The following is a 21,923-nucleotide window of genomic DNA, read 5'->3' as shown; positions in this document are numbered from 1 at the left end:
GCCGCGTATCACTAGGCTATTCGATTCTAACATTGTGTAAGGACCTTCTTTTTTCAATGAGATATTGGAAGAAGTATAACAAGAAGGCTTTTTGATAGAAATACAGAAAAAATTCCAACCGATTAAATTTTACTAGCTTATACCATTTTATTCGCTGTCCGAATTCCGTTACGACAAAAGCAAAAAACGCGTTGTTCACCACATTGGCCAATAAGAAATTTCTGAAATTGCCGTAAGTCCACTTTAGAATCCATAGGGAGGTTACAACAAAAGGCCCGATTTGAAAAGGAAACTCGTTAAAAAGAATCGAATCGGGTTTGCGGTAGAAAACCCACCATCTACGTTTCTTCCCAAAACGAGCATGAATCATTTCGACTATTAAAATCATGACGGTTGCGGGAAGAAATCTTTTTATGCTGCGCGAACTCATCAGAGGCAGTGTCAGCCACGATGCGACCACCATCGCAATGTTGATTAACCATCGATTTTGAATTGACACTTTGATTGCACCTTCTTTTTTGTTTTTAGAATCTCCCCATCCCTTCATGGACATACAATGAAGAGTAATTCCAAAACTTAGCTCAACCCATACATTTGACCTCTTCAACTGCCTTCATGAGAACTCGTTTAAGCAAACAGTTCCCGGGAAATAATAAAAGCGGCATAATCGTGTAGAAAATAGTTTAAAGGAGCTGCCGTCCTCGATCCGCAGTAGCTCCCCCATCCTGAACTGAACAGGGGCACGTATCGCCTCCCTCTTCGCCATTCATAGGGACAGCTTGGCCATTCGGGATCCCGTGGCGGTACACGGGGTCATTATGCAGACTCTCGGCCTGTTTTTCGACAGAAGCAAACACTTAGCGCGCTTCGCGCAGCAGTTTTTTGGTACGCCAGGCCTGCGGCCGGCCCTCCCAATTGACAAAGAAAATCCCGATGCACACGAGAAGTCCGCCTGCTATGGTCTCCACATACACCTTTTCCCCGAGCAGTACCCAGCTTGACAGCACTCCGAATATTGGTGCGAGAAACAATAATGCGCTCGTTTTTCCGGGATCGCCGTTTTTCAGCAAATAGAACCATCCTGAGAATTGAACGATCGAGCACATACTAGCGAGCCAGAGCAGCACAGTAACGGAAGACGCATTCCATTCGAAATAAGGATGCTCCGTCAATGCGCTTAACAAGAGCAGGATGAAACCACCAATTAGCATCTGATAAGCGGTAAACACGGTCAAATCGAATCCCGGTCCCCAGCGTTTGATCAGCAGGGTGGCCGCCGCAAAGCAAACAGCACCGGCAAAACCGATGAAGGTCCCCGTATTAAAGCCCACTTGAAATCCGAAGCTGAATGCCACGCCGGCAAAGCCGAGCGCCGTTCCGAGCCATTGCAGCGGCCGATATCGGGCCCCAGCAAAAACCGTTCCGAGTATAACGACAAGCAGCGGATTCATGAAGGTAAGAATGGCCGATTCAGCCGATGTGATCCATCGCATGCTGTAATATGCGCAGCCCATAGTCCCGGCGGACTGGAACAGCCCGACCACGGCCGCCTGCAGCCACTGCCGTAATCCGCGGGGCTGCCGCCTTTTGGCGGTAAATAGGGCAAGACCTCCTCCGGCAAGAACGAAGCGGATTCCCATAAGCAGGAATGGCGTTGAATAGAGCAGTCCGATTTTCCCGACAGGGAACGCCACGCCCATCAGAAAAGTCGTAGCAAGCACAAGCCCAATATAAGCGAATCTGTTCATCTTCTCTCCTCCTAGCAACATACCCAAGATTTGACTTACGTCATTGTACTCCCGAACTGTTTTCATGTAAAATGATTGAAAATGAAAGCAGTGTTCATTATTATTGATAGCAGAACCCAGGGGAAGGAGAACAAGATGGAGAGTTCGGATCTTCGCGTTTTTCAGGCCGTAGTCCGGGAAGGTTCCATTACAAGGGCCGCCGAACGTCTCGGTTATGTGCAGTCGAACGTAACGGCACGGATCAGGCAGCTGGAGACGGAACTGCAGACCGTTCTATTTCATCGGCACAACCGGGGAATGACACCGACCCCAAGCGGCAAAATGCTTCTCAGCTATGCTGACAAAATCATCGGTCTCCTGGATGAAGCCGGTAAGGCAATGTCCCTATCCTCCGAGCCTCACGGCCCACTTCAACTCGGTTCGACCCAGACGTCCGCGGCTGTTTACCTTCCGGCGCTGCTGGCCAATTTCGGCAACCGGTACCCGAAGGTGGTGCTGTCGCTCGCAACCGGGTCGTCTAGGGATATGGTGGAGAAGGTGCTCCAATACGAACTCGACGGAGCGTTCGTCACTTATCCGGTCAATCATCCCGAACTTCAGATGCTGAAAGTGGCCGAGGAAGAACTCGTTGTCTTCACTTCGCCGGCCATCACCGACATTGAAGAAGCCATGACGAAGCCTATTCTGGTTCTGCCAGGAGGATGCTGCATCCGAAACGTGTTTGAGCGGTGGCTGGAGGCAAACGGCAAACCGACCGGCATCATTATGGAATTCGGCACAATTGAAGCGATCATCGGCGGCGTATCTGCAGGTCTCGGTATCTCCATGCTGGCACGGGACGTTGTCCGCAAGGCCGGGATGGAAGGACGCATTCGCATCCATGCCGTTTCCGAACCGTTCCGCCGTTCCGAGACGGTCTTCGTCACCCGCAAAGACACTATTCCTTCGGGCGCGCTTCGCGCGTTCCTCGAGATGCTGCAGGAACGTACAGACTATTCGCAGAGAAACACCTGCAGTACGAGCAGCGGGTTTCCGGCGGACTTCTGACCTACTGAACCTCCAGCTCTTAAGTTCATTCGATAATTGAAAGAACCCGTCCTTCCCGCCGCAAATAACCCAAGATCAAATGCTTATTGAGCACAGGTCCGTGCATAATCCCTGTCCCGGTGCGCCATAGTAATATGGAAATATCAGGGGGAGGTCCACTCATGGGTACAACCGAAATGGCTCGAGCCTTGTTCGGAACATCGATGGCATTTCACATCATTTTCTCCACGTTAGGTGTAGGGCTGCCGTTTATGATCGTGATTGCGGAAATTTTGTTTCATTGGAAGAAGGACCGTGACTATGCGGTATTAGCGAAAAGGTGGACGAGGGGCTTCGGCATATTGCTCGGCGTCGCTATCCCGTCCGGGACGATCGTCGGCGTCATGCTGGCCTTGCTGTGGCCCGGGTTCATGGAAATCGTCGGCCAAGTGATCGCGCTGCCGTTCCAGGTAGAGATTTGGGCGTTTTTCCTGGAAGCGCTGTTCATGGCCATTTATGTGTATGCCGCCGATCGGCTGTCGCCGGTTATGCGCATCGTCAGTGTTGTGCTGGTGGCGGTCGGCGCAAGTGCATCCGCCGTACTGATAACGGACGCCCATGCCTGGATGAATACCCCCCGCGGCTTCCAGCTCGTGAACGGGCAGGTGACCGACATTCATCCTTGGGCGGCGGTATTTAATCCGAGCTTCTTTATTACATCGATGCATGTGCTGTCGACCGCCTACTTGACGGGAGCCTTCGCCGTGACGTCGATCGCCGCTTATAAGCTGCTGCGGGGTAAGCTGGAGGAGCGGGAAGCCGCCTACCATCGCAAGGCGCTGATGCTGTCGCTGATTATCGGCGGGGCGATGGCGCTCCTCTCTTCGGCTAACGGGCATTCCACGGCCCAAATGCTCCACCATCATCAGCCGGAGAAGCTTGCAGCGGCCGAAGGCCTGTTCGAGACAACGGCTTATGCTCCGCTATCTATCGGCGGCTGGACCGTAGAGAGCGAACAACGGGTGCGCGGCGGCATCGAAATTCCTTGGGCCCTTAGCTTTCTGGCCGGCAATCGCTTCGATACCGTGGTAAAGGGCTTGAACGAATTTCCGCGCGATACGTGGCCGCCACTCTACGTTCATACCTTGTTTAATCTGATGGTTGGAATCGGGGTATTCCTCATGGCCCTCGCTTTCGGCGCGATCTTCTGGCGGGCTTGGCTCAAGCGACCGTATCCGCGCTGGCTGCTCGCCCTTGGCACGATTACGGGTCCGCTTTCCATCGTCGGAATCGAGACGGGATGGATATTCAGCTGTACGGGACGGCAGCCATGGACGATTTACCATATTCAGCGTACGGCGGAGGCGGCGATTCATGCCCAAAGCTTGGCCGGGCTGTTCGTGCTGTTCGTCTCGCTGTATGCGTTTCTGCTGGTTGTGACGATTTTCGTTATGAGGTTTTATTTTCACCGCCACCCGGTCGCACCTGAGCTGCAGCATCCGCTGGAAGCGCCGGCATCGCTGCACAAGAAGCGAATCGGCGGGGGCCGGCTGGGAGGCTCTCCGGCATGAGCGGACTGTCTCCGGATGATGCGACGATCGGGATCTTGATCATCGGGGTGCTGCTGTTTACGTACTCGATTCTCGGATCGATTGATTTTGGCGCGGGCTTTTGGGCTATGCTGTATGGACGCGGCCGGGAGACGCGGGCCTCGGAGCTGGCCAACCGTTATTTGTCGCCGACGTGGAAGGTAACCAACGTATTTCTGGTGCTGTTCGTCGTCGCTTTGGTCGGGTTCTTCCCGCGTGCGATGTATGTGCTGGCTTCCTTGCTGCTCGTGCCTGTCTGCCTTGTGCTTATTCTGCTGACCGTGCGGAGCACGTTCATGGTATTTGCTTATTCGGCGGACAAGTACCGGGGGCTGCTGCGAGTGGTGTCCGGCATCACGGGGATGCTGATCCCGGCTCTGCTCGTCAGTGTACTGCCGACGACCCTTGGCGGCTTCATTGTGATGACGCCGGACGGGCCGCAGCTGGACTACGGCCGCTTGCTGTCCAGTCCGACGGAATATGCGCACTTGGCGTTCGGCTTCGCCTCGGAGCTGTTCTTGGCGGCGTTGTTCCTGGCGGATTACGCCCGTGAAGCGGAGGACGAAGCCGCTTATGCCGTGTATCGCCGGGCATCGCTGCTGCTAGGACCTCTGACGCTGATGACCGCGGTGCTGGTAACCTATACGATGGTGCCGGAAGCGCAGTGGATTGTCGCCAAACTGGAGCGGCAGGTACCCTTGTTCGGCTTATCGGTCGCGGCGTTCGCGCTGGGCTATACCGCGTTGTTCTGGCACGCCGGCGGCGGACGAATCGGACGGCCTCGGCTTGCGATCGTGCTGGTCATCGCTCAGTATGCCTCGGCCAGCTTCGCGTACGGCAGGGCGCACTATCCTTATATCGTGTATCCGATCATGACGATCGAGGAAGGATTCACCAACAAGCTCATGTTCCAATCGCTGTTGATCGGATATACGCTCGGCGCCTTGGTAATGGTACCGTCTTTTATTTTGTTTTGGCGGCTCTTCTTAAAGGACAAGAGGTATCTGCGGCAGGAGTAGCCGGCTTGAGGGTTGCTGCCATACAAGGCTCACGCGTGCAGCGGGGGTATGCGGGGAAGCGGTGCCGCGAGCTTTCCTCATTGAAAGCGCGCTTTTATCTCTAAGAGCATGTACACGGAAATTAGTCATACAGACGAATTTGCAAATTATAAAAAGGTTGTCGGCATGTTGGTTTGAACACTTGTATAAAAATAATAGACTGCTTACCTTCTCTTTGAAGGGAAGCAGCCTTAAATGGCGGGTTTATGATTTAGTATGCCGTCCAGCCAGCGTCTGCCGTAATCGTGGTTCCGTTGACGAAGCTAGAGTCATCGGAAGCCAGGAATAAAGCGACCTTCGCAAGTTTTTTTGTTATTCGAATAGTTTCGTCTCGATAATCCGAACGGAGTGTTCGGCTTGTGGAGTTTGCAGAATGAAGGTTTCACCTTTGGCTCTCGACAATAATTGAATGCCGATTGGAGAGAAGAAGGATATCCTATTTTGGTCCGGATCGATCTCTGACGGAAGAACAACTGTAAATGCTTCATTTGTTCCTTCTTCTTCATAACAAATCGTAACACTGCTTCCAATTAAGGTAACTGTGTTTAACGTCTTTAGAAGATCGGCGTCATTTAATTGCAGGAAACTCACAAGCAGCTTCTTGTACTTTTCAATATTTTCCTGCATGATCTTTTTCTCTCTAGGAGTGTAAGAATGAAGAATCATGGGCATTTGTTCATCAAAATAAATGAGCTGATTAACAAGCCTGCCTCGAGGATCGGACAATTGACTATGGCTCATCGTATATTCCACCCCATGTGATTGATTTCCAAAATCGTTCCGTACGGCTCATTGAGCAAAACCTCCGTCAAAATTTTTTCACCCGACTTGCGCAGCCACTTCGATACGTGAGATCAAGCCCACAAAGACTTATCTCCATTCCGCAGCTTCTTACAAACTCCGAAGGACTACCATCACCAGCATTGCTGCGATAAGAACCACAGAGATAACTGAAAGTACTCTGAAAAAAGTAGCCATTATTACTTACCACCTGTAGGTTATTTATGAGTACTCTCCTTAGATCGATAAACAAAGAAGTTGATACTTCCAGCGCTTTCCTAATTTTCACATAGGATCATTAGGTATCTTCAATCTAATCATAATTCGCACGGATCTCACCTCCCGACAAGAGAAATACATTTAATGTAAAATATCCTTAAAAATACAACAAGACACCCCGCTGTAATAGCGGAATGTCTTATGTTTACGACACTATACCACCAATTAATACGACTGTCAATGTTTGGGGATAAAATCGGCAAAAGCCCGCTGTCCACGTTATGTGGGACGGATGACATCGATTGTTTTATCCGGCTATTAGCCCCATCTTGACCAATCCGATGCGGATTCCCTCTTCATCCACATGCTTCGTAATGTAATCGGCATATGGCAGCAGATCCGGGTGCGAATTGCCCATCGCCACACCGAAGCCTACAAACGAGAGCATCTCTTTATCGTTCAAGCCGTCGCCGAATGCCGCCGCTTCACCGGGCGTCAAACCGACCAACTTCAAAAGCGCGGCAATCCCCTGCGCCTTGGAACCGCCTGCCGGCAGCACATCCATCGCATGCTCATGCCAACGGATCAGCTTTAACTCTGAGTGCAGTTCCTCATACAGATGTTCATCCTTGCTTTCGCAATGTAAAAATATCTGATAAACATCGTTTGTTTTCCAGAAATGAGGGTCGTACCCCGGCATATCCACCTTCAGAGAAGAGACTGAGCTTGTTACGAAAGGATGCTCCTCCGCATCGGCAAAGAAAGCGTGCTCCCCTTCAAACACCAGCGCGTGTTTATGCTTGGCGGCCAATGTAACCAACGCTTCGACGCTGCTTTTCGAAATAACCCGTCTATGCAGCGGTTCTCCCTGATAAACGGCATAGCCGCCGTTAAAGCACACGTACGAATCGATTCCCAGTTGTTCGGTGAGCGGCTTGATGAAGTATGGCGCTCTTCCTGTCGCGATAACCGGTTCAATTCCGCGCGACTTGAGTTGTTTAATTGCAGCTACAGTACTGTGAGGAATCTGCTTGTCCTCATTAAGCAGCGTGCCATCGATATCGAAAAATACAATTTTGTAACCCATAACGGCCCACTCCTTATCCCTGGAAATATGATCTAGTCCAGCTTCTAATCTTATAAGTACACACCAAAATAGATAAACTTTCAAGATCCATATGAAAAGAATCTTCCCCACAAATTGAGCTACTCAATAAACATCCCTACCTGCTTCCCCTCGATCGAAACCACTTCCATTCCTGCCTTATCTCCATATCGGATACTTGTCAGAAGCACGTTTGCTCTCAATACGTGTTCGAACCGCTCCATGGCTGCTTTCACCTGCGGATCCGCATCAAGTACGAGGTTCACGCGTTTCTCAATCGGCAGATCCAGCTTTTTCCGGTAGTCCTGAACAGCGCGAATGACTTCACGAACAACGCCTTCTTGATATAGCTCCTCCGTGATTACCGTATTCAGAGCGACATTCATTTGGTAGCCGGCTGCCGAAGCGAAGCCCTCTTTCGCATGTTTCTCTACGAGCAGCTCGTCAATTGAAATATGAAAATGTTCATCGTCAATCGCGATGTTGTAAAACCCATCATCGACGATTTGTCTGGTTTCCCGAGCGGTCAGTTCCTTTAAGCGGTTTTGAAGAGCCCCGACGAATTTACCATACTTTTTGCCGGCTACTTTCAAATTCAATTTCAGTTTCACATCGACAAAATCGCTATCGCTGCGTTCGATCCGAATTTCCTTCACATTTATTTCGTCCTTAATGATCTCTTCGAACCTGGCCAAGTTCCATTCGCGGTTATGCATAATAATCAGCTCCGACAACGGCTGTCGCGTCTTAATTCCAGTTTCATTCCGAATGCTTCTCGCCAGCTCGACGATCTGCCTCACGGTTCCCATTTCAGCTTCAAGGTTATGATCTCGGGCGAATTCATTCGCTTTCGGAAAATCCGCCAGATGAACGCTTCCCTCTCCTCCCAGGTTACCAAAAATATCCTCTGCAAGGAACGGTGTATACGGAGCCATCATTCGGGCCATCGTCAGCAATACTTCCTCCAGGGTCTGATAAGCGGATACCTTATCCGCGGTCATTTCACCGCCCCAGAAACGGTCACGCGAACGGCGGATGAACCAATTGCTGAGATCATCGATCAACACTTCGATATGCTTCGCCGGATTCAAGAAGTCGTTCACCTCGAGACCCTTCGTAACCTCTTGCAGCGTGCTGTTCAGCCGCGACAAGATCCAGCGGTCCAATTCGTTCGCGGAGGCCAGCTTCGGATGGTCTTCCTTGCAATATTGATCAACCGTTGCATACAGCGCATAAAACGAATGAACATTAACCAATGTGTCGATCACTTTCGATTTAGCTTCAGCTACGATTTGCTTCGAGAATCGCTTACTGTTCCAAGGAGCACTATCGGACAGCAAGGCCCAGCGGAATGCATCGGTACCGAATTCTTCGATGATTTCCCAAGGGTCGATAACATTTCCTTTGCTCTTGGACATCTTTTGGCCGCTTTCATCAAGCACATGACCGGTTGAAAGAACGGCTTTATATGGAGATTTACCGTTATAGAGAGTAGAGACGGCCAATAGGCTGAAGAACCAGCCTCTTGTCTGGTCTATACCTTCGCAAATGATATCCGCAGGGTACTGCTCACGGAATAGCTTCTCATCCCCGAACGGATGATGGTACTGCGCAAACGGCATCGATCCGCTGTCGAACCAGACATCGATGACTTCCGGCGTTCTCTGCATCCTCCCGCCGCAGGAACAGTGCACATAAATTTCGTCCACGTAAGGCTTATGCAATTCCAGGTTTTCACTTAGCGGCTGAACCGACTTCTCCATCAGCTCCTTTAGACTGCCGGGTGCATATTCGGACCCGCAATCCGGGCATACCCATACATTAAGCGGTGTACCCCAATAGCGGTTTCGGCTGATGTTCCAATCGATGAGCTCCTCCAGAAATTTTCCAAACCGCCCTTCTTGGAGATGCGATGGATACCAGTTGATAGTTCTGTTATTTTCGAGCAGCTTTTCTTTAACCGCTGTCGTCTTGATAAACCAGCTTTCCATTGCATAGTAGAGCAGCGGAGATTTGCACCGCCAGCAGAAGGGATAGCTATGCTCGTAACGTTCCTTGGAAAAGAGCAAGCCGCGTTCGGACAAACATTTCACAATATCGATATCGCAATCCTTAACGAAACGCCCCGCATAGTCCGTAACCTGTTCGGTATAACAGCCTGCGGAATTGACGACATTCACGAAATCAAGCATGTGCTCCTTGGCGGTGCGATAGTCGTCCTCCCCGTGGGCAGGTGCCAGGTGGACGATCCCGGTGCCGCTTGTATCACTGACATAATCGGCATCCACAACGATATGTCCTTTGCCTACGTCAATATAACCGAAGGGCGGTTCATAAGGAATCCCAACCCATTCCGAGCCCTTATGCTTGGACAAGATCTCGTAATCTGCCTTCAGGACCTTCTCCACCAGCTTCTCTGCGACAATGTAGACTTCACCATGATGCTTAACTTTCACGTAATCCATGTCCTTATTTACCGCCAGTGCAATATTTGCCGGAAGCGTCCAGGGGGTTGTCGTCCAAGCGAGAAATATTTCACTGCCTTGCTTGCTTCTAAATTTGACCGTGGCACTCAAATCCTTGACATCCTCATAGCCCTGCGCCACCTCGTGAGAGCTGAGAGTCGTTTGACAATCCGGGCAATACGGACTGACACGATGCCCTCGGTACAGCAATCCTTTGTTATGAATGACGGACAAAATATTCCAAACACTCTCGATATAATCGTTCGTCAGCGTGATGTATGGATGATCCATATCCGTCCAATAGCCGATCGCTTCGGTCAGCTCGCGCCACTGCTTTTCATACTCGAACACACTGTCTTTACATTTCTTTACGAATTCAGCGATGCCGTATTTTTCGATCTCTTGTTTGCCTGAGATACCTAGCTGCTTCTCAACGCCAAGCTCAACAGGTAGGCCGTGCGTATCCCATCCGGCTTTGCGAACGACACGGAAACCGGACATTGTTTTGTAGCGGCAGATGAAGTCTTTAATGACACGTCCAAGCACGTGCCCAATATGTGGCTTTCCGTTTGCAGTAGGAGGTCCCTCATAAAAAACAAAGTTCGGTTTTCCATCTCGGTTTTCGATCGATTTGCGAAAAGTCTCCGATTGTTTCCACTGCTCAAGAACGCGCAATTCACGAGTTCTTGCCTTCTCTTTGACATCAACTCTTCTCATGCATACCATCCCTTCTCAATAAAAGGTTGTTCTGGAAAAACAAAAAAATCCCGCCCCGTAAGGGACGAGATTTCATCTCGCGATACCACCCTTGTTCCGTAATGATCATCATGTATATAATCTTACGGCACCTCATACTACGTACCATCATACGCGTCCTTTTTAACGGCAGGATCCCGGGTCAGCTTACTTCACTTTCTTCGGCTTTCCTTCTCGGAGAGGATTTTCCGCTAACTCTTGAACATTGGCTTTCAGCACAAGGCCAACTCTCTGGGGAACAAGGGGTTTAGCATACTCTTTCTCGTCAATGAATTTGAATAAGGGTATTCAATTAGTTCATTTTTACACCAATTTCAACAAAATGTCAACTCTAACGAACGGAAAGCCAGTCTGGATATAGACTAATTAGCAGGCTGGACGAGGTCAGCCGCGTGCCGATCGTATACCCGGCCTTTACGTCTAGTAGAACCCGTGGAGCGATTCAATTAAGCTCAATGGTGATTTCACTGCAGCTCGTCTCCTACGTATACAATTTGTAAATATTTCATGTTTTTCAACAAAAACAATACATATTCCTTCCTAAAAAAATATATCAGGTTTCAAATATTCACTTAACCGCTATTACGACATAATCCTCTCGCCGGTAGTTGACCATCTTGTTGTAAGCGCCATCAATTGACGGGATCACTTTGCAAAAAGGAGCTGATGTAAAGCTGAATCATCTTCATCCAAATACCACCGTAGTGTACAATCCTTTCCATACGCATGATAGATGACAATCCGGATGCCGTCAAGCGCAATAATCCTGCCGATATTACTACTGCCTCTAGCGGCAAACTTATGCTTCCAAAAACAAAAAGCCCTTGAATTTCAAGGACTTTGATTTTGTTGACTGGATATTAAACCCCGTTCTTTACAGCGAGGTTACGAACTTCACCTCCGGAAAGCGGCTATCCGGTCCGTTCATTAAGCTTCCGCCTTGATTTTTCAGATACATATCGAAGAAATCCAGCATATAGGCGTTGATAACGGAGCTTGCTCTTTCGGGCGCAATCGTTCCAGTAATGCCCAGCATGTTGAAAATCGGAGAAATGAACTGGGCGTCGGCAAAATTCAAATGCTCCGTATTTTCGATATAGAGGACTTCTCCTCCTTCGTCGACCGTTTCGCGCATCCGTTCAAGCTCCAGCTTTTTATCTTCCGTTACTTGATCTTCCCACTCTCTTGTCGAGCCCATACGGATAAGCTCAGCATCCGTGTATACCCGATTATCCATCACCCTTTTTAATTTTTCGAAATAGCTTTCCGAGTTGATGAACAAAAACGGCTTTCGCAGACCCTCTCTGTCACGCAGCCGATAAAGTCCTCCATCAAGGTCAATTCCAACCGCGATTCGCGGATCGAAAGAAGCGTCATAGGCCGTCGCTCCGCCGATGGAATGACCGAACACCCCGACATGACCGAGATCAATCCTCCCTTTTAGATGACTTGGAATCCGCCCCGATTGGATGAACTCGAATTGGTCCAACACAAACGCCACATCGTCGGTTAAAACTTTTCCCAACTTGTCGCGATTTCCTCTACTCGTCTGGTAATCATCGCCGGGCGAAAATATGTCGTCGGTTGTGCTGGTCGTGATTCGCCCGTCTGGGAACTCGGTTGCGAATGTATTGTAGGTGTGGTCGATCACGGCTACGATATACCCGTGACTCGCGAGATTTTCGGCTTGCGACGTGTGGAGGAACCTGGAAGAGCCGTTGCCGGGACTCGCAAGGATCAGCGGATATGAAGTCTGTGCCGAAGAGACTTCGGCCCCCGAATAAGCATGACTGGATACGTACTTCAGGTGTTGAAACGTAAACCCGGGAAGGCCATAGTCCGCAGCCATATAATGCAAAATCTGGTTATCGGGAATAAAGGAAGCGTACTTGCCCATGCCAGCTTGAGCCGGATACCATACCTGAACCATCAATTCTCTCTTACCATCTGTAGTTTCGTCGAAAACCTCTTCTCTGTTTGTATCCACGAAATGAAAAGTTTGCGTTCCAACCTTAAATTCGCCTGTCGGTTCAGGTAGTTTACATACAGGAAAAGCATACATGAGACCCGCTGTTACGACCAGCATGATCGCTATAGCGGTATAAGCCGATCCCAGCATGAATCGCGGGATTTTGTGGGGGCCGGATTTTTTATAATAGCTATAACCTGAAATGGCTAAAAAAACGATCGTTATGCAATATGGGAAAAATAGCTGAACTCTGTATCCTTCCACCGTCCAATGAATAACCAGTAAAAGTGTGGCGATCCCGCTTGCAACGAATACTGGAATTCTACGCCGTCCTTTTTTTAATAGGACTATTAAAGCAAATAAGCCGATGTTTGACAGAAAAAGGAACAGTTCAAACAATCTCACCTCAAGTCTCCTTTTTAAAAAATTTTCCCTTTTGTTCGTTGCAATCTTGCCTGCCAGGCTAGCCGCAGCCCCCCTTCCTTTCGCTGCTTCAGTATAAAGACGGATTCGGAATTCAAAATGTATCAGTTACCTCTAATGGAATCGATCATGACTTCTGAGTCGACATCTCGATAGCGTAAAATATAAAAAAGGCCGTACCCCGACGAATTAGCTCATCACAGATACGGCCATACATCCTATGTCTGTTTATTAACGGTCTGCAAGGGATCGGTCCAGCACCTGCTGGACGAAATTGCCCATACCAACCTTTAGCAAGGGCATGATCGGAGCCAGACTCTTACGAATCAATGTGCGTTCGGCCGAGCTGAGCCTAGCGAATGCCCGAACGAAGCTGTCCTCGGTAATGTTCGGATAATTGACCGCCACGCAAAAGCCGTTGGCATGATACCCGGCATTCTCCCGTTGCAAATGAACGGAGTATATGGGTTCGGTCGGGTCGCCGACCGTTCGGGTGATCTCTTGGATCTCCACTTCCTTGTAGCTGAACGGCTCGACGGAATCGACCTGATAGAGCACGTCCCCCACTTCCAGCCTGGTGATATTCAGATCTGGATTGATCCTTCTCGCAGCCGCAGGCGAAATCGCCTTCCAGCCGTCCTTCGTCAGAAACGGATGCGATGCATTGAAAAACGGCGGGTACTCGTTGATGCCGAACAGCAGCTCGTTGTGCTCCAAGTCCCACACAACGCTCTGACTGCTGCGATGCACGATAACCCCGTTACGGCCGTAGATCGCCTCGCCTTCGGCGACCTCCTCAATCGGCTTGCTCGTGCCGTCGGCAAGCAGGACGGGTGTCCCCTTCGTGAAGCAGCATCCCCCTCCTCCGCCGTGCACATCCTCGACATTATGCGGCGTGACGCCGGTCAGAAATTCAAACCGATTCCGCTTCAGCCACTCGGCCACCGGAATGCCGTAGGTGAATTGACTGGGCACCTGAGTGGTCGTACAATGAGCGGCCGGACCGCCCGTACAGCCCAGCGTTTCCGTGCGCGTGGCCGTCACCGTGGAGTGATTGATGGCCGACTGCACCTCATTCATGAAGGTTTGCTCGGAAAATTTATCGGCCTGCATATACGTATAAATTTCCCAAGGCCCATGCGTTCCCTTGTCCTTGAGCAGCTGATCCCAGAATTGCATGACGCGGTCCGATTGTCCGGGGGCCAGCCGATGGACCTTATAGAAGTTCATATACAGTTTCTGATAAAACCCATTCGGATCGGCATCGAAGGTAAGCATTTCTTTCGCGGCGAAGGCCTTATCCGTCAGCCGGTCGGCCAGCTTCTTTCCCCAGCTCTCCGGCTGATCGTCAAGAAATCTCTTAAAGCTGACTTCATGATACGTGCAATAAATGGGAAACAGCGCCTCGTAGTTCACTTTCGCCAGCGCTACGAAGCCAGCATGCTCGGGACGCAGTGTTGATGCAAGAAACGCCCTCGCCGAGCCTTCGTTCACCGTTTGCGCGAACCCGTGCTGGGAGGTGTGGGCGAGCGATAGAGCGACCAAGGCGGCGGCGGTCTTGCCAATCCAGCCGTCAGGGTCCTGAGCCTGTACCGGCGGTCCGCCCTCATTTGCGAAGAACGTGCCATGCACGACGGGATGCGCTCGCAGCTGAGCGGTAAAGCAAACGCCCGTCTGCTTTCGCACCTCACTATCCTCCATGGCGATCAGCGTATTGAGGTCGTCTTCACTTGCGTCCTTCAGAGTTAAATTCGTCCCTTCTCCTGCACTGACGATCGAATGGAATATCGTGCTGACACTCATTAGACTCCCTCCTCCCTCTGCCTGTTCGCAATCCACGATATGCGCCATGCGGCTGCTTCTAGAATTCGGCGGTCCAGTGCCGTACCGGAATGAACCGATCCTTTCCATAGATAAGGCTTATCGCCAGCCATATCGGAACAGGTGGAAGCCACTCCTCCGTTAAAATGGCGCCCGTCGGAATCGATGACCGCCTGAGCCTTCAAGTACATTCCCGGTTTGCTCCGGCAGACGATATCCATGATCTCCGACAGATTAATGTCGATGACGAGGCGGTCTCCTTCTTCCATCGTCAATGCGGCATATAAGCTGCAATCCTCTTGATCGAGACGGATAATCGGCACCGGGGCCGCCGATTCAGGCGGCCACTCGAATCCGATAAGAAACGGCAATCCCGGGAGCAGCGCATCCGGGGAATGACGCCCGCTCGAGACCCGGGTATCGAATACAGAGGTTACCGGGCCGTCAGCCAGGAAAGCGAGCGATTCGGGAATGGGCCACGGCCTCATGCAAGTACCGGCGAGACCACCAGATTGACGCGAACCGGAGCTGCGTTCGATTTCAATGATGGCAGCCCCTGAACGAACGGAATCCCTACATCGACCATAAAGTCGTCTATCGGATTCTTGGGCGTCTCGAAGAAATTCGCCAGGAAGGCAATGAAGATGCCGGCGATGGCTAGTGCCGCTCCGAGGATTGGTAAGAAAGAGGTCGCGACGAACAGGTCGGCTACCAAGCAGACCGCCGAAAGGAAGTTAGCTGTGAAAATCAACGAATCGAAGACAATGGTTGAGACCGAGCCCCTCGCCTTGATATCGTTGACAAGCTGCCACAAACTCCAGCCGGCCATCGCCGCCGCAGCCACTGCGCCGACTATTTTGAGGACGCCGGCCAAGATGCTCTCCCCGAATAAACGCGCGTAAAGGGTCCCTTCGCCCAAGGCCCCTTCGGCCGTGTTGAGCAGCGGCTGCAGCTCCTCGCTCACGGCAGGAATCAGATCCTGATTCTCCTCCGTCAGCTTCTCCCCAAGGCCTTCCACTTCACTCTGATGCTCCGGGGAGTAGAATTTCGACATCAGCTTATTAAAGGCTGAGACAGACACGCTTTTGACGCCGTTATACAGGATCGGCACCGCATCAAAGCCTTGAATAACCGACTGTACGCATTCTGTAACGAATTCCCCCTTCTCTACACCGGTCATCTTCTTCCAGTCACCCTTGACCAGGGCAGTAATGATGGAAGCAAGACCGCCAATCCAGCCGATCACCAGGAAGAGCTTGGCTGCCTTGGCCAGCTTCGGATATTTCTGTACGATTTCCTTGAAGCCTTCCTCCATCTGCTCTACCTTCTTGATCAGATTGGAGGCAATGATCGCCTGCATCAACTCAGCCACCGAGCTGGTGATCTCGTTCTGATGCTTCAAGTATTCCTGATATAGCTCCTCCGCTTCCTGCTTCGAAATGTCGATTTCCTCAGGCAGCTCTCCGTTCGCAAGCCTGCGGAACATTTCCTGCATCGCCGTCGGCAGCCACTCCATAATCGTGTCCTTATCGTTCTGCGAGGTTTGCGGCACAAGCTTGACTATGACCCCCGTCATGACCGACTTATAATAATTGCGGGCTAACTCACCGGAGGGCTGCAAGGCGGTAAGCAAACAAGCAAAGTTGTTCAGCGGAGCCAGTTTGGCCGGGTCGCCGGAGGCCCCGCTGACCCGGTTCACCATCAGTACGAACTGAGGGGAGTTCGTCAGCACCTCGTAGAGCTCTTTCGCCCACTTCTCGCCTCCATTTTGAATATAGACCCTTAGGCGAGGCTTCGCACCAATATAAGCGTCAACAAAAATGCCTTGGTGCTGAACATTGAAATCCTTAGACGCCGCAAGGCCTTCCTTCAGGAAGCTGTCCAGCTTTTTGGCCAGTGCGTCATCGAGTCGATGCGAAGGGGCGTTCGGTCCGGCATACTCCTGGAAGGATTGGGTCAGGTAAGCCTTAGCGAACTTGGACTGATACCAATCCAAGCTTTGCTTGACTAAGGCCACTTGATCCTCTTCGTCGATTACGGGCGGCTTCTGTCCGAAAAACGAACTGAGCCACTCCCGTTGCGTATCGTCTTGCCCCATCGCCCATTTCATATTGCGCATCAGCATGGAATTGCTGTCGTCATTCACCGATTGATCCGGCAAAATCGTCATCAATTCGTTTATAGTCAATTCGGTCGGCGCGGCGAGAACATCGTGCGCGGCAATCGATTCGAACGGAAGCTCTGCGAATAGCACCTGATGCTGCACGGGGACGGCCTTCCAGAACCGAACCTCGGCAGCTTCCTTCGACTCCGGTTCGCTGCATAAGGCACTGATTTTCCCCATGCCCTCCGGCAAAGGCACATACATGTCAAAGGCAATGACTGCTTGCTTATACAGCTGATTTTTTATAAAGCAAATTTCATCGTCCAGCTCCACAGTAAGCACGGTTCGGTCTTGCGAATCGATACTCCAGCTTGTATTAAGCGTAACGTCTTCACCGTCAAGCATGACTTTAGGCGAGGGCAAGCTCTCGCCGAGACTCAATTCATAGGAGATCGTGAGCGGCAGCCCTTCTTCCCATTCCTCGGTCGGAAGCTTGGACGGGTCCGTCGTGGCTGGATGCGTGTTTCGGGTAATCGTTGTTTTATATGTGACTGGTTTCACTGCAGTTCCCACGATATCGTGCCTTACGGCATCCATAGGAGTGCTGCCATGGTACACGACGCCATGGACGCTCCGGCCGCCGTCATGGATAAACAGATGGCCGCTCGTATACCGATCCTGTGTCTGCTGGATCCAAGTAATATGATCCTCGGTGAAGGTGGCGGTGTGGACCGGCGTCCTTCCAACCGTAAGCGCGCCGCGGTCGAGGATGATCGAGGGCATGGCGGCATTCGGAACAAAGCCCTCCTCCGAATCATGAGTCAATACGTGGAAGCTGGCGCGAAGAAGCTTAGTCCCTTGAGGGTGACGTCGACGGTAGACGAGGCGAAGCGGTTTCATTAGTTTCCTCCTTTGTGGGATAAACTGCTCGAATACACAAGAAGACGGACGCCATTGTGTAGCACAATGATGTCCGTCTTCCTGATATTCCCATAATAACAAGTAAGATATAGGTTGTCATTCTAATTTTTTCTTGTGATAAAGCATGCGCTTGAGCGGAGTTGGGCTCCATTACACCGATAGACAAAAAAAATCGGACCTTTCAACGGGACAAGTCGCGATGGTTAGAATCGAAGGCTTAACAGCAAAGGCCAATTCTCCGTAAGATTATATTCCTATATCATTTAACGCTTCTCTCCAAGTTTTGGGCCTGCCGAGTTGCATGGACTCCTTTCATCAGCCCTCCCGATTCGGTCGGGCTCACTTAGCGTTTTATTCTTCCGCAAGCAGCGCTTTCACCCGGTGGAGAAACTGAAGATGCGCCTCGTACAGCTCGAACATATGGTCGAATACAAGTTTCGATGCGGCGGGCAGCGAGCGTTTCTGCTCCTGTCCAGCTTTGGCAGCGGCATATTTAGCCTGTACGCCGGCCAGCTGCGCCTCCAATCCTAGAAGCGCCTGCTCCCTGGGCAAATCATGATGAAAGAGGAGCCCGGTAAAGAGATCGGAAGGAAAGAGGAAGGGCGTGGCGGCCAATGCTTCGGCAATCAGTCGGATATATTCCTGCGAGCCCTCTTCGGTAATCCGATAAATCGCCTTCGCCCGGTTGCCAGTATTCTCAACCGCTTCAACGGTGACGAAGCCTTCCTTCTCCAGCTTCTTCAAGGCATGGTAGATGGAACCCGGCAGGATGCCCGCCCATTGATCGACATGGCCGAGTTGTAGAAATTGCTGCATTTCATAGCCGCTCATCTGTTTATGGCGCAGCAAGCCAAGTACCATTAAACGTGTCATGCTCACACCTACTTCATGAATAATTGCCAATGCCACGGAGCCTTACTAGCTCCTGCACATATTTCTGCGGCTCCTCGAACTGGGGCAGATGCGCCGACTGCTCGAACCAGACCAGCTCTTTGTGCGGCGCATCAAGAAGCTTCAAATATTCCGCGGCTTGATGGCTTGGCGTCGCTTGATCGTAAGTCCCTAGAAAGAAGGATACCGGAACCTCAACCTTCTGTACAGCTTTTTGCAAATCATGCGCTAACAGCTCCCGATAAAGATGCTTGACGCTGAACATGACCCCTTGAATGTAGCGGAATCGATCGGCCAGCGAATATTCGGGCGCTGTCCAGATCGACCTGAACACGGCCCCCCCTGGCTTGCTGTGCACCTTGCCGCCGTATTTCTGAAGCAGCAGCGAATACTTCCACAGCCCTTTAGCAAAACTGACGAACGGCGGGGGCCCGATCTTCGCCAGCTCACGCAGCGTTTTGCTATCTCCTGCTCGCTCCGCTTCCCTGACAATATAGGCGTAGGAAGCCTTTAGATTCTCCTGCAGACCAACAGACTGGCAAAGTCCGATATAGCGGCGGATGAAAGCCGGATAACGCTGCGTGATGAGCATCCCGAGAATGGTGCCGAAGGAATGGCCAAGCACGTACAGCTTCTCGGTGTTAAGCTTCGCGAGCACATAGCGGATTACTTCTCCTGCATCCTGCAGCAGCTGCTCCAACCGCATTGCGGCCGGATCTGCCTTGCCCGCCGCGACGGATTTGCCGGCTCCCCGCTGGTCCCAGTTAACAATGGTGAAATACTTCTCCAGCTCACCATCCAACAAGTGAGACAAATACATATTGCTCTGCCCAGGACCTCCGTGAACAAACAGCAGAACAGGGTTACGCAGGTCTTCGCCGCGAATAAGCAGCCATTGGTCAACCCCGCCGATCTTCACCTTCATCAGCTCCGCAATACTGCCGGGAATTGGCGCACCGGTTTGATCCTTATGCGGTGATGTGGCACCCTTCAGAAGGAACATCTGTATCCAGCCTCCTCATAGTCAACATTGTTTATTCAATGTTGATTATAAGATCGAGACTGATCTTCGTCATCGGTCCGAAGCCCGATCCGCATCAAAGGTTCGCCATGCCGGTTTAAACTTCATGCGATCCCATCCGCCTCCCCATGAGCAAACAGTGCTTGTCCCCGACATCGCCTAGCAGGCGAAAGGAAAGCACTTCAGCATGTCTCTATACGGTATCTTCAATCTGCGGGTGGATCGGCTTAGGATGTCTCGCTTGCCGTAAGCAACAGCAATCATTGCTCCCCCCAGAATGAAAAGCTTGTTGAGGTAGAATGGGTTTAACGTACCAGGAAGAACACTATTTGTAACTAATAATCAGAAAATTTTGTCAAATAATAAGCCCTGAGGAGGAGGACCGATTCTTCTAAAATATGAAACTATTCTTCCTTGTCCAAGCGTAAAAAGAATGCTATGCTGTGGATGATATTTATTTCATAATATCCCAAATTAAGGAGTGAGAAAATGCTTATCTCCGCAAGCAAGAATTTACTTCGTTGCATGTTGTTTTTTGGTATATTTATATTCCTGCTTCTTGGATTATCCTCATTAGTAAAGGCTGAATCCGTAGAAATCACTTCAGTCCAGGGCTCTATCGTAGATTTTGATACAACAAGAATTTTATACTCAAGCAATGCTGATAGTTCATTGCAACTTAGAAATATAAGTACGGGACAAGATAGCGTCATCAGCGCAACATATGCTCAAAAAGGATACGTGACAAGTAGTGGAGTTATCTATATTACAAACTCTGGCGTATATTCGTGGAAGAACGGAGTAACTCAAACTCTTCTAAGCGATAATATGGGCCAGTTCAGTCAAAAAAATGGCAGGTATATCACGTTCACTACAAAGCAGGAAAATGATTCTATTCAAGTCTGGGTATTAGACACAACTAGTAACAGTTTAAAAAATGTTTCGAGTCAAAACGGGTATAATGCCAAATATGAAAATGCTCTTCTTTCCAAAGATGGTTTCTTAGCATATATAAATGAACAAGGCGAAATCGTTTTTTATTCTGATGGACAAACAAAAAAATCTCATTTGAATGAATCTGCTTATCCAAAATTAAATCTCGGAAGTATTGTTGGGAAAACATTATATTTTACTAAAGAGCTTTATTATACAGATGATGCTGATGTGTATGTGTATAGTTACGACTTTCAAACCGATGAGTATAGAAATCTAATAATTTTTTATGACCGTTACAATGATAATTATACTGAATACAAGCTAACTGATAATAACTATATTGCCTTTTCTTTCGGAGATCGGATCGCCGTATCATCACCTATCGGGTATGGCAAATCTGATGTGTATGAAAATCCTTCTTGGTCAAACGCACAGATTGAGGGTCTTTCCGATACTGGCGATATCGTGATAAAAGTTGGTGAGAAGAGATATTTGGGTAGTAAAGGTCAATTGAGTTTTGTGGAGACATCCCCTTATTCTGCTCAAATCCTCAAATTAGCTGATGGTAATTGGTACTATGGGCTCGACACAGGCAAGTTTTATAAATTCACCCCGACCCCTACATCTGAGATTCCTACAGGTAAAATTAAGTTTGATTTCAATTCATTATTAGTATGGGCAGATGAGAATGCTGATACAGTGACAGTTAATGTATATCGGACTGGAGGCAGTAAGGGGCAGATATCTGTGAATTATACTACTCTCGGTGATACAGCTAGTTCTTGGGATTCTGATTTTATTCATGCAACTGGAACAATTACTTTTGCCGATGGAGAAACTCAAAAAAGCATTAAAGTTAAACTTCTGGACGATAAGTTAAAGGAAAACTTTGAATCGTTTCAAATAAAGTTAACTGGTCCACAGGAAATTTTAGCTGCTTATGAAACGAACAGAGTATTTATCGTTATTCGTGATAACGATTAAACTAACCCTTGTCTTGCTGCTTATTAGCAGCTGGGCAAGGTTTTTTTTTCATTACGAATTGAGTATAAGTTGAGACGAAGCATTGAGGGGAGTCAACTAGGAGGCAT

At 49.9% G+C, this 21,923-nt stretch carries 15 protein-coding genes, 1 pseudogene and 1 other annotated feature; of the genes and pseudogenes, 4 read left to right on the top strand and 12 right to left on the bottom strand.

Features of this window, described 5'->3' with window-relative positions; all coding sequences use genetic code 11:
• Positions 1–16 precede the first annotated feature (16 nt).
• Both ACFFK0_RS28190 and ACFFK0_RS28185 read right to left on the bottom strand, forming a co-directional pair.
• Positions 17–553 carry a hypothetical protein gene (locus ACFFK0_RS28190; protein WP_377474297.1) on the bottom strand — a complete coding sequence of 179 codons (537 nt, stop codon included), beginning with the start codon at positions 551–553 and terminating at the stop codon, positions 17–19.
• A 304-nt stretch (positions 554–857) separates the two neighbouring features.
• Positions 858–1,748 (bottom strand): DMT family transporter, encoded by an 891-nt coding sequence (locus tag ACFFK0_RS28185; RefSeq protein ID WP_377474295.1) that lies wholly within the window; start codon positions 1,746–1,748, stop codon positions 858–860.
• Positions 1,749–1,883: 135 nt separating this feature from the next.
• On the opposite strand from ACFFK0_RS28185, the gene ACFFK0_RS28180 reads away from it, so the two are divergent.
• From ACFFK0_RS28180 to ACFFK0_RS28170, 3 genes are all read left to right on the top strand, one after another.
• On the top strand, positions 1,884–2,795 hold the full coding sequence (locus tag ACFFK0_RS28180; protein ID WP_377474293.1) for a LysR family transcriptional regulator: 912 nt from the start codon (positions 1,884–1,886) through the stop codon (positions 2,793–2,795).
• A 161-nt stretch (positions 2,796–2,956) separates the two neighbouring features.
• The gene (locus tag ACFFK0_RS28175; RefSeq protein ID WP_377474291.1) at positions 2,957–4,345 is read left to right on the top strand and encodes a cytochrome ubiquinol oxidase subunit I; all 1,389 of its coding nucleotides are present in this window, start codon (positions 2,957–2,959) and stop codon (positions 4,343–4,345) included.
• Positions 4,342–5,382, top strand: coding sequence for a cytochrome d ubiquinol oxidase subunit II (locus tag ACFFK0_RS28170; protein ID WP_377474289.1), 1,041 nt, complete (start codon positions 4,342–4,344; stop codon positions 5,380–5,382). Before ACFFK0_RS28175 ends, ACFFK0_RS28170 begins: the two co-directional genes overlap by 4 nt.
• Positions 5,383–5,632: 250 nt before the next feature.
• Here the strand turns inward: ACFFK0_RS28170 and ACFFK0_RS28165 are convergent.
• From ACFFK0_RS28165 to ACFFK0_RS28120, 10 genes and pseudogenes are all read right to left on the bottom strand, one after another.
• A pseudogene (locus tag ACFFK0_RS28165) lies at positions 5,633–5,728 on the bottom strand (SDR family oxidoreductase); the annotation flags it as partial.
• Between the two features lie 5 nt (positions 5,729–5,733).
• Positions 5,734–6,162, bottom strand: coding sequence for a GreA/GreB family elongation factor (locus ACFFK0_RS28160; RefSeq protein WP_377474287.1), 429 nt, complete (start codon positions 6,160–6,162; stop codon positions 5,734–5,736).
• A gap of 565 nt (positions 6,163–6,727) precedes the next feature.
• Positions 6,728–7,507 carry a Cof-type HAD-IIB family hydrolase gene (locus ACFFK0_RS28155; RefSeq protein ID WP_377474285.1) on the bottom strand — a complete coding sequence of 260 codons (780 nt, stop codon included), beginning with the start codon at positions 7,505–7,507 and terminating at the stop codon, positions 6,728–6,730.
• Between the two features lie 119 nt (positions 7,508–7,626).
• Positions 7,627–10,707, bottom strand: a complete 3,081-nt coding sequence (gene ileS / locus ACFFK0_RS28150) for an isoleucine--tRNA ligase (RefSeq protein ID WP_377474283.1) — start codon at positions 10,705–10,707, stop codon at positions 7,627–7,629.
• 57 nt (positions 10,708–10,764) lie between these two features.
• Positions 10,765–11,024: a binding site (T-box leader), on the bottom strand.
• 596 nt (positions 11,025–11,620) lie between these two features.
• Positions 11,621–13,120 carry an alpha/beta hydrolase family protein gene (locus tag ACFFK0_RS28145; RefSeq protein ID WP_377474281.1) on the bottom strand — a complete coding sequence of 500 codons (1,500 nt, stop codon included), beginning with the start codon at positions 13,118–13,120 and terminating at the stop codon, positions 11,621–11,623.
• Positions 13,121–13,369: 249 nt separating this feature from the next.
• Complete coding sequence (locus tag ACFFK0_RS28140) at positions 13,370–14,941, bottom strand: Hint domain-containing protein (protein WP_377474279.1); 1,572 nt, start codon at positions 14,939–14,941, stop codon at positions 13,370–13,372.
• Positions 14,941–15,447: a hypothetical protein gene (locus ACFFK0_RS28135; RefSeq protein ID WP_377474277.1), complete on the bottom strand. Its 507-nt coding sequence runs from the start codon at positions 15,445–15,447 to the stop codon at positions 14,941–14,943. The genes ACFFK0_RS28140 and ACFFK0_RS28135 overlap by 1 nt, the downstream gene beginning before the upstream one ends.
• On the bottom strand, positions 15,444–17,963 hold the full coding sequence (locus ACFFK0_RS28130) for a hypothetical protein (RefSeq protein ID WP_377474275.1): 2,520 nt from the start codon (positions 17,961–17,963) through the stop codon (positions 15,444–15,446). Before ACFFK0_RS28130 ends, ACFFK0_RS28135 begins: the two co-directional genes overlap by 4 nt.
• 372 nt (positions 17,964–18,335) lie before the next feature.
• On the bottom strand, positions 18,336–18,857 hold the full coding sequence (locus tag ACFFK0_RS28125) for a PadR family transcriptional regulator (protein ID WP_377474273.1): 522 nt from the start codon (positions 18,855–18,857) through the stop codon (positions 18,336–18,338).
• A 13-nt stretch (positions 18,858–18,870) separates the two neighbouring features.
• Positions 18,871–19,878, bottom strand: a complete 1,008-nt coding sequence (locus tag ACFFK0_RS28120) for an alpha/beta fold hydrolase (protein WP_377474271.1) — start codon at positions 19,876–19,878, stop codon at positions 18,871–18,873.
• A gap of 507 nt (positions 19,879–20,385) precedes the next feature.
• Here ACFFK0_RS28120 and ACFFK0_RS28115 point away from each other — a divergent pair.
• Complete coding sequence (locus ACFFK0_RS28115; protein ID WP_377474269.1) at positions 20,386–21,816, top strand: Calx-beta domain-containing protein; 1,431 nt, start codon at positions 20,386–20,388, stop codon at positions 21,814–21,816.
• Positions 21,817–21,923 lie beyond the last annotated feature (107 nt).

The sequence above is a fragment of the Paenibacillus chartarius genome, assembly GCF_042432825.1.
In the GTDB taxonomy this organism is placed as follows: domain Bacteria; phylum Bacillota; class Bacilli; order Paenibacillales; family NBRC-103111; genus Gordoniibacillus; species Gordoniibacillus chartarius.
The sequence above is the reverse complement of the archived record's forward strand: the minus strand, read 5'-3'. Positions and strand labels throughout refer to the sequence as shown.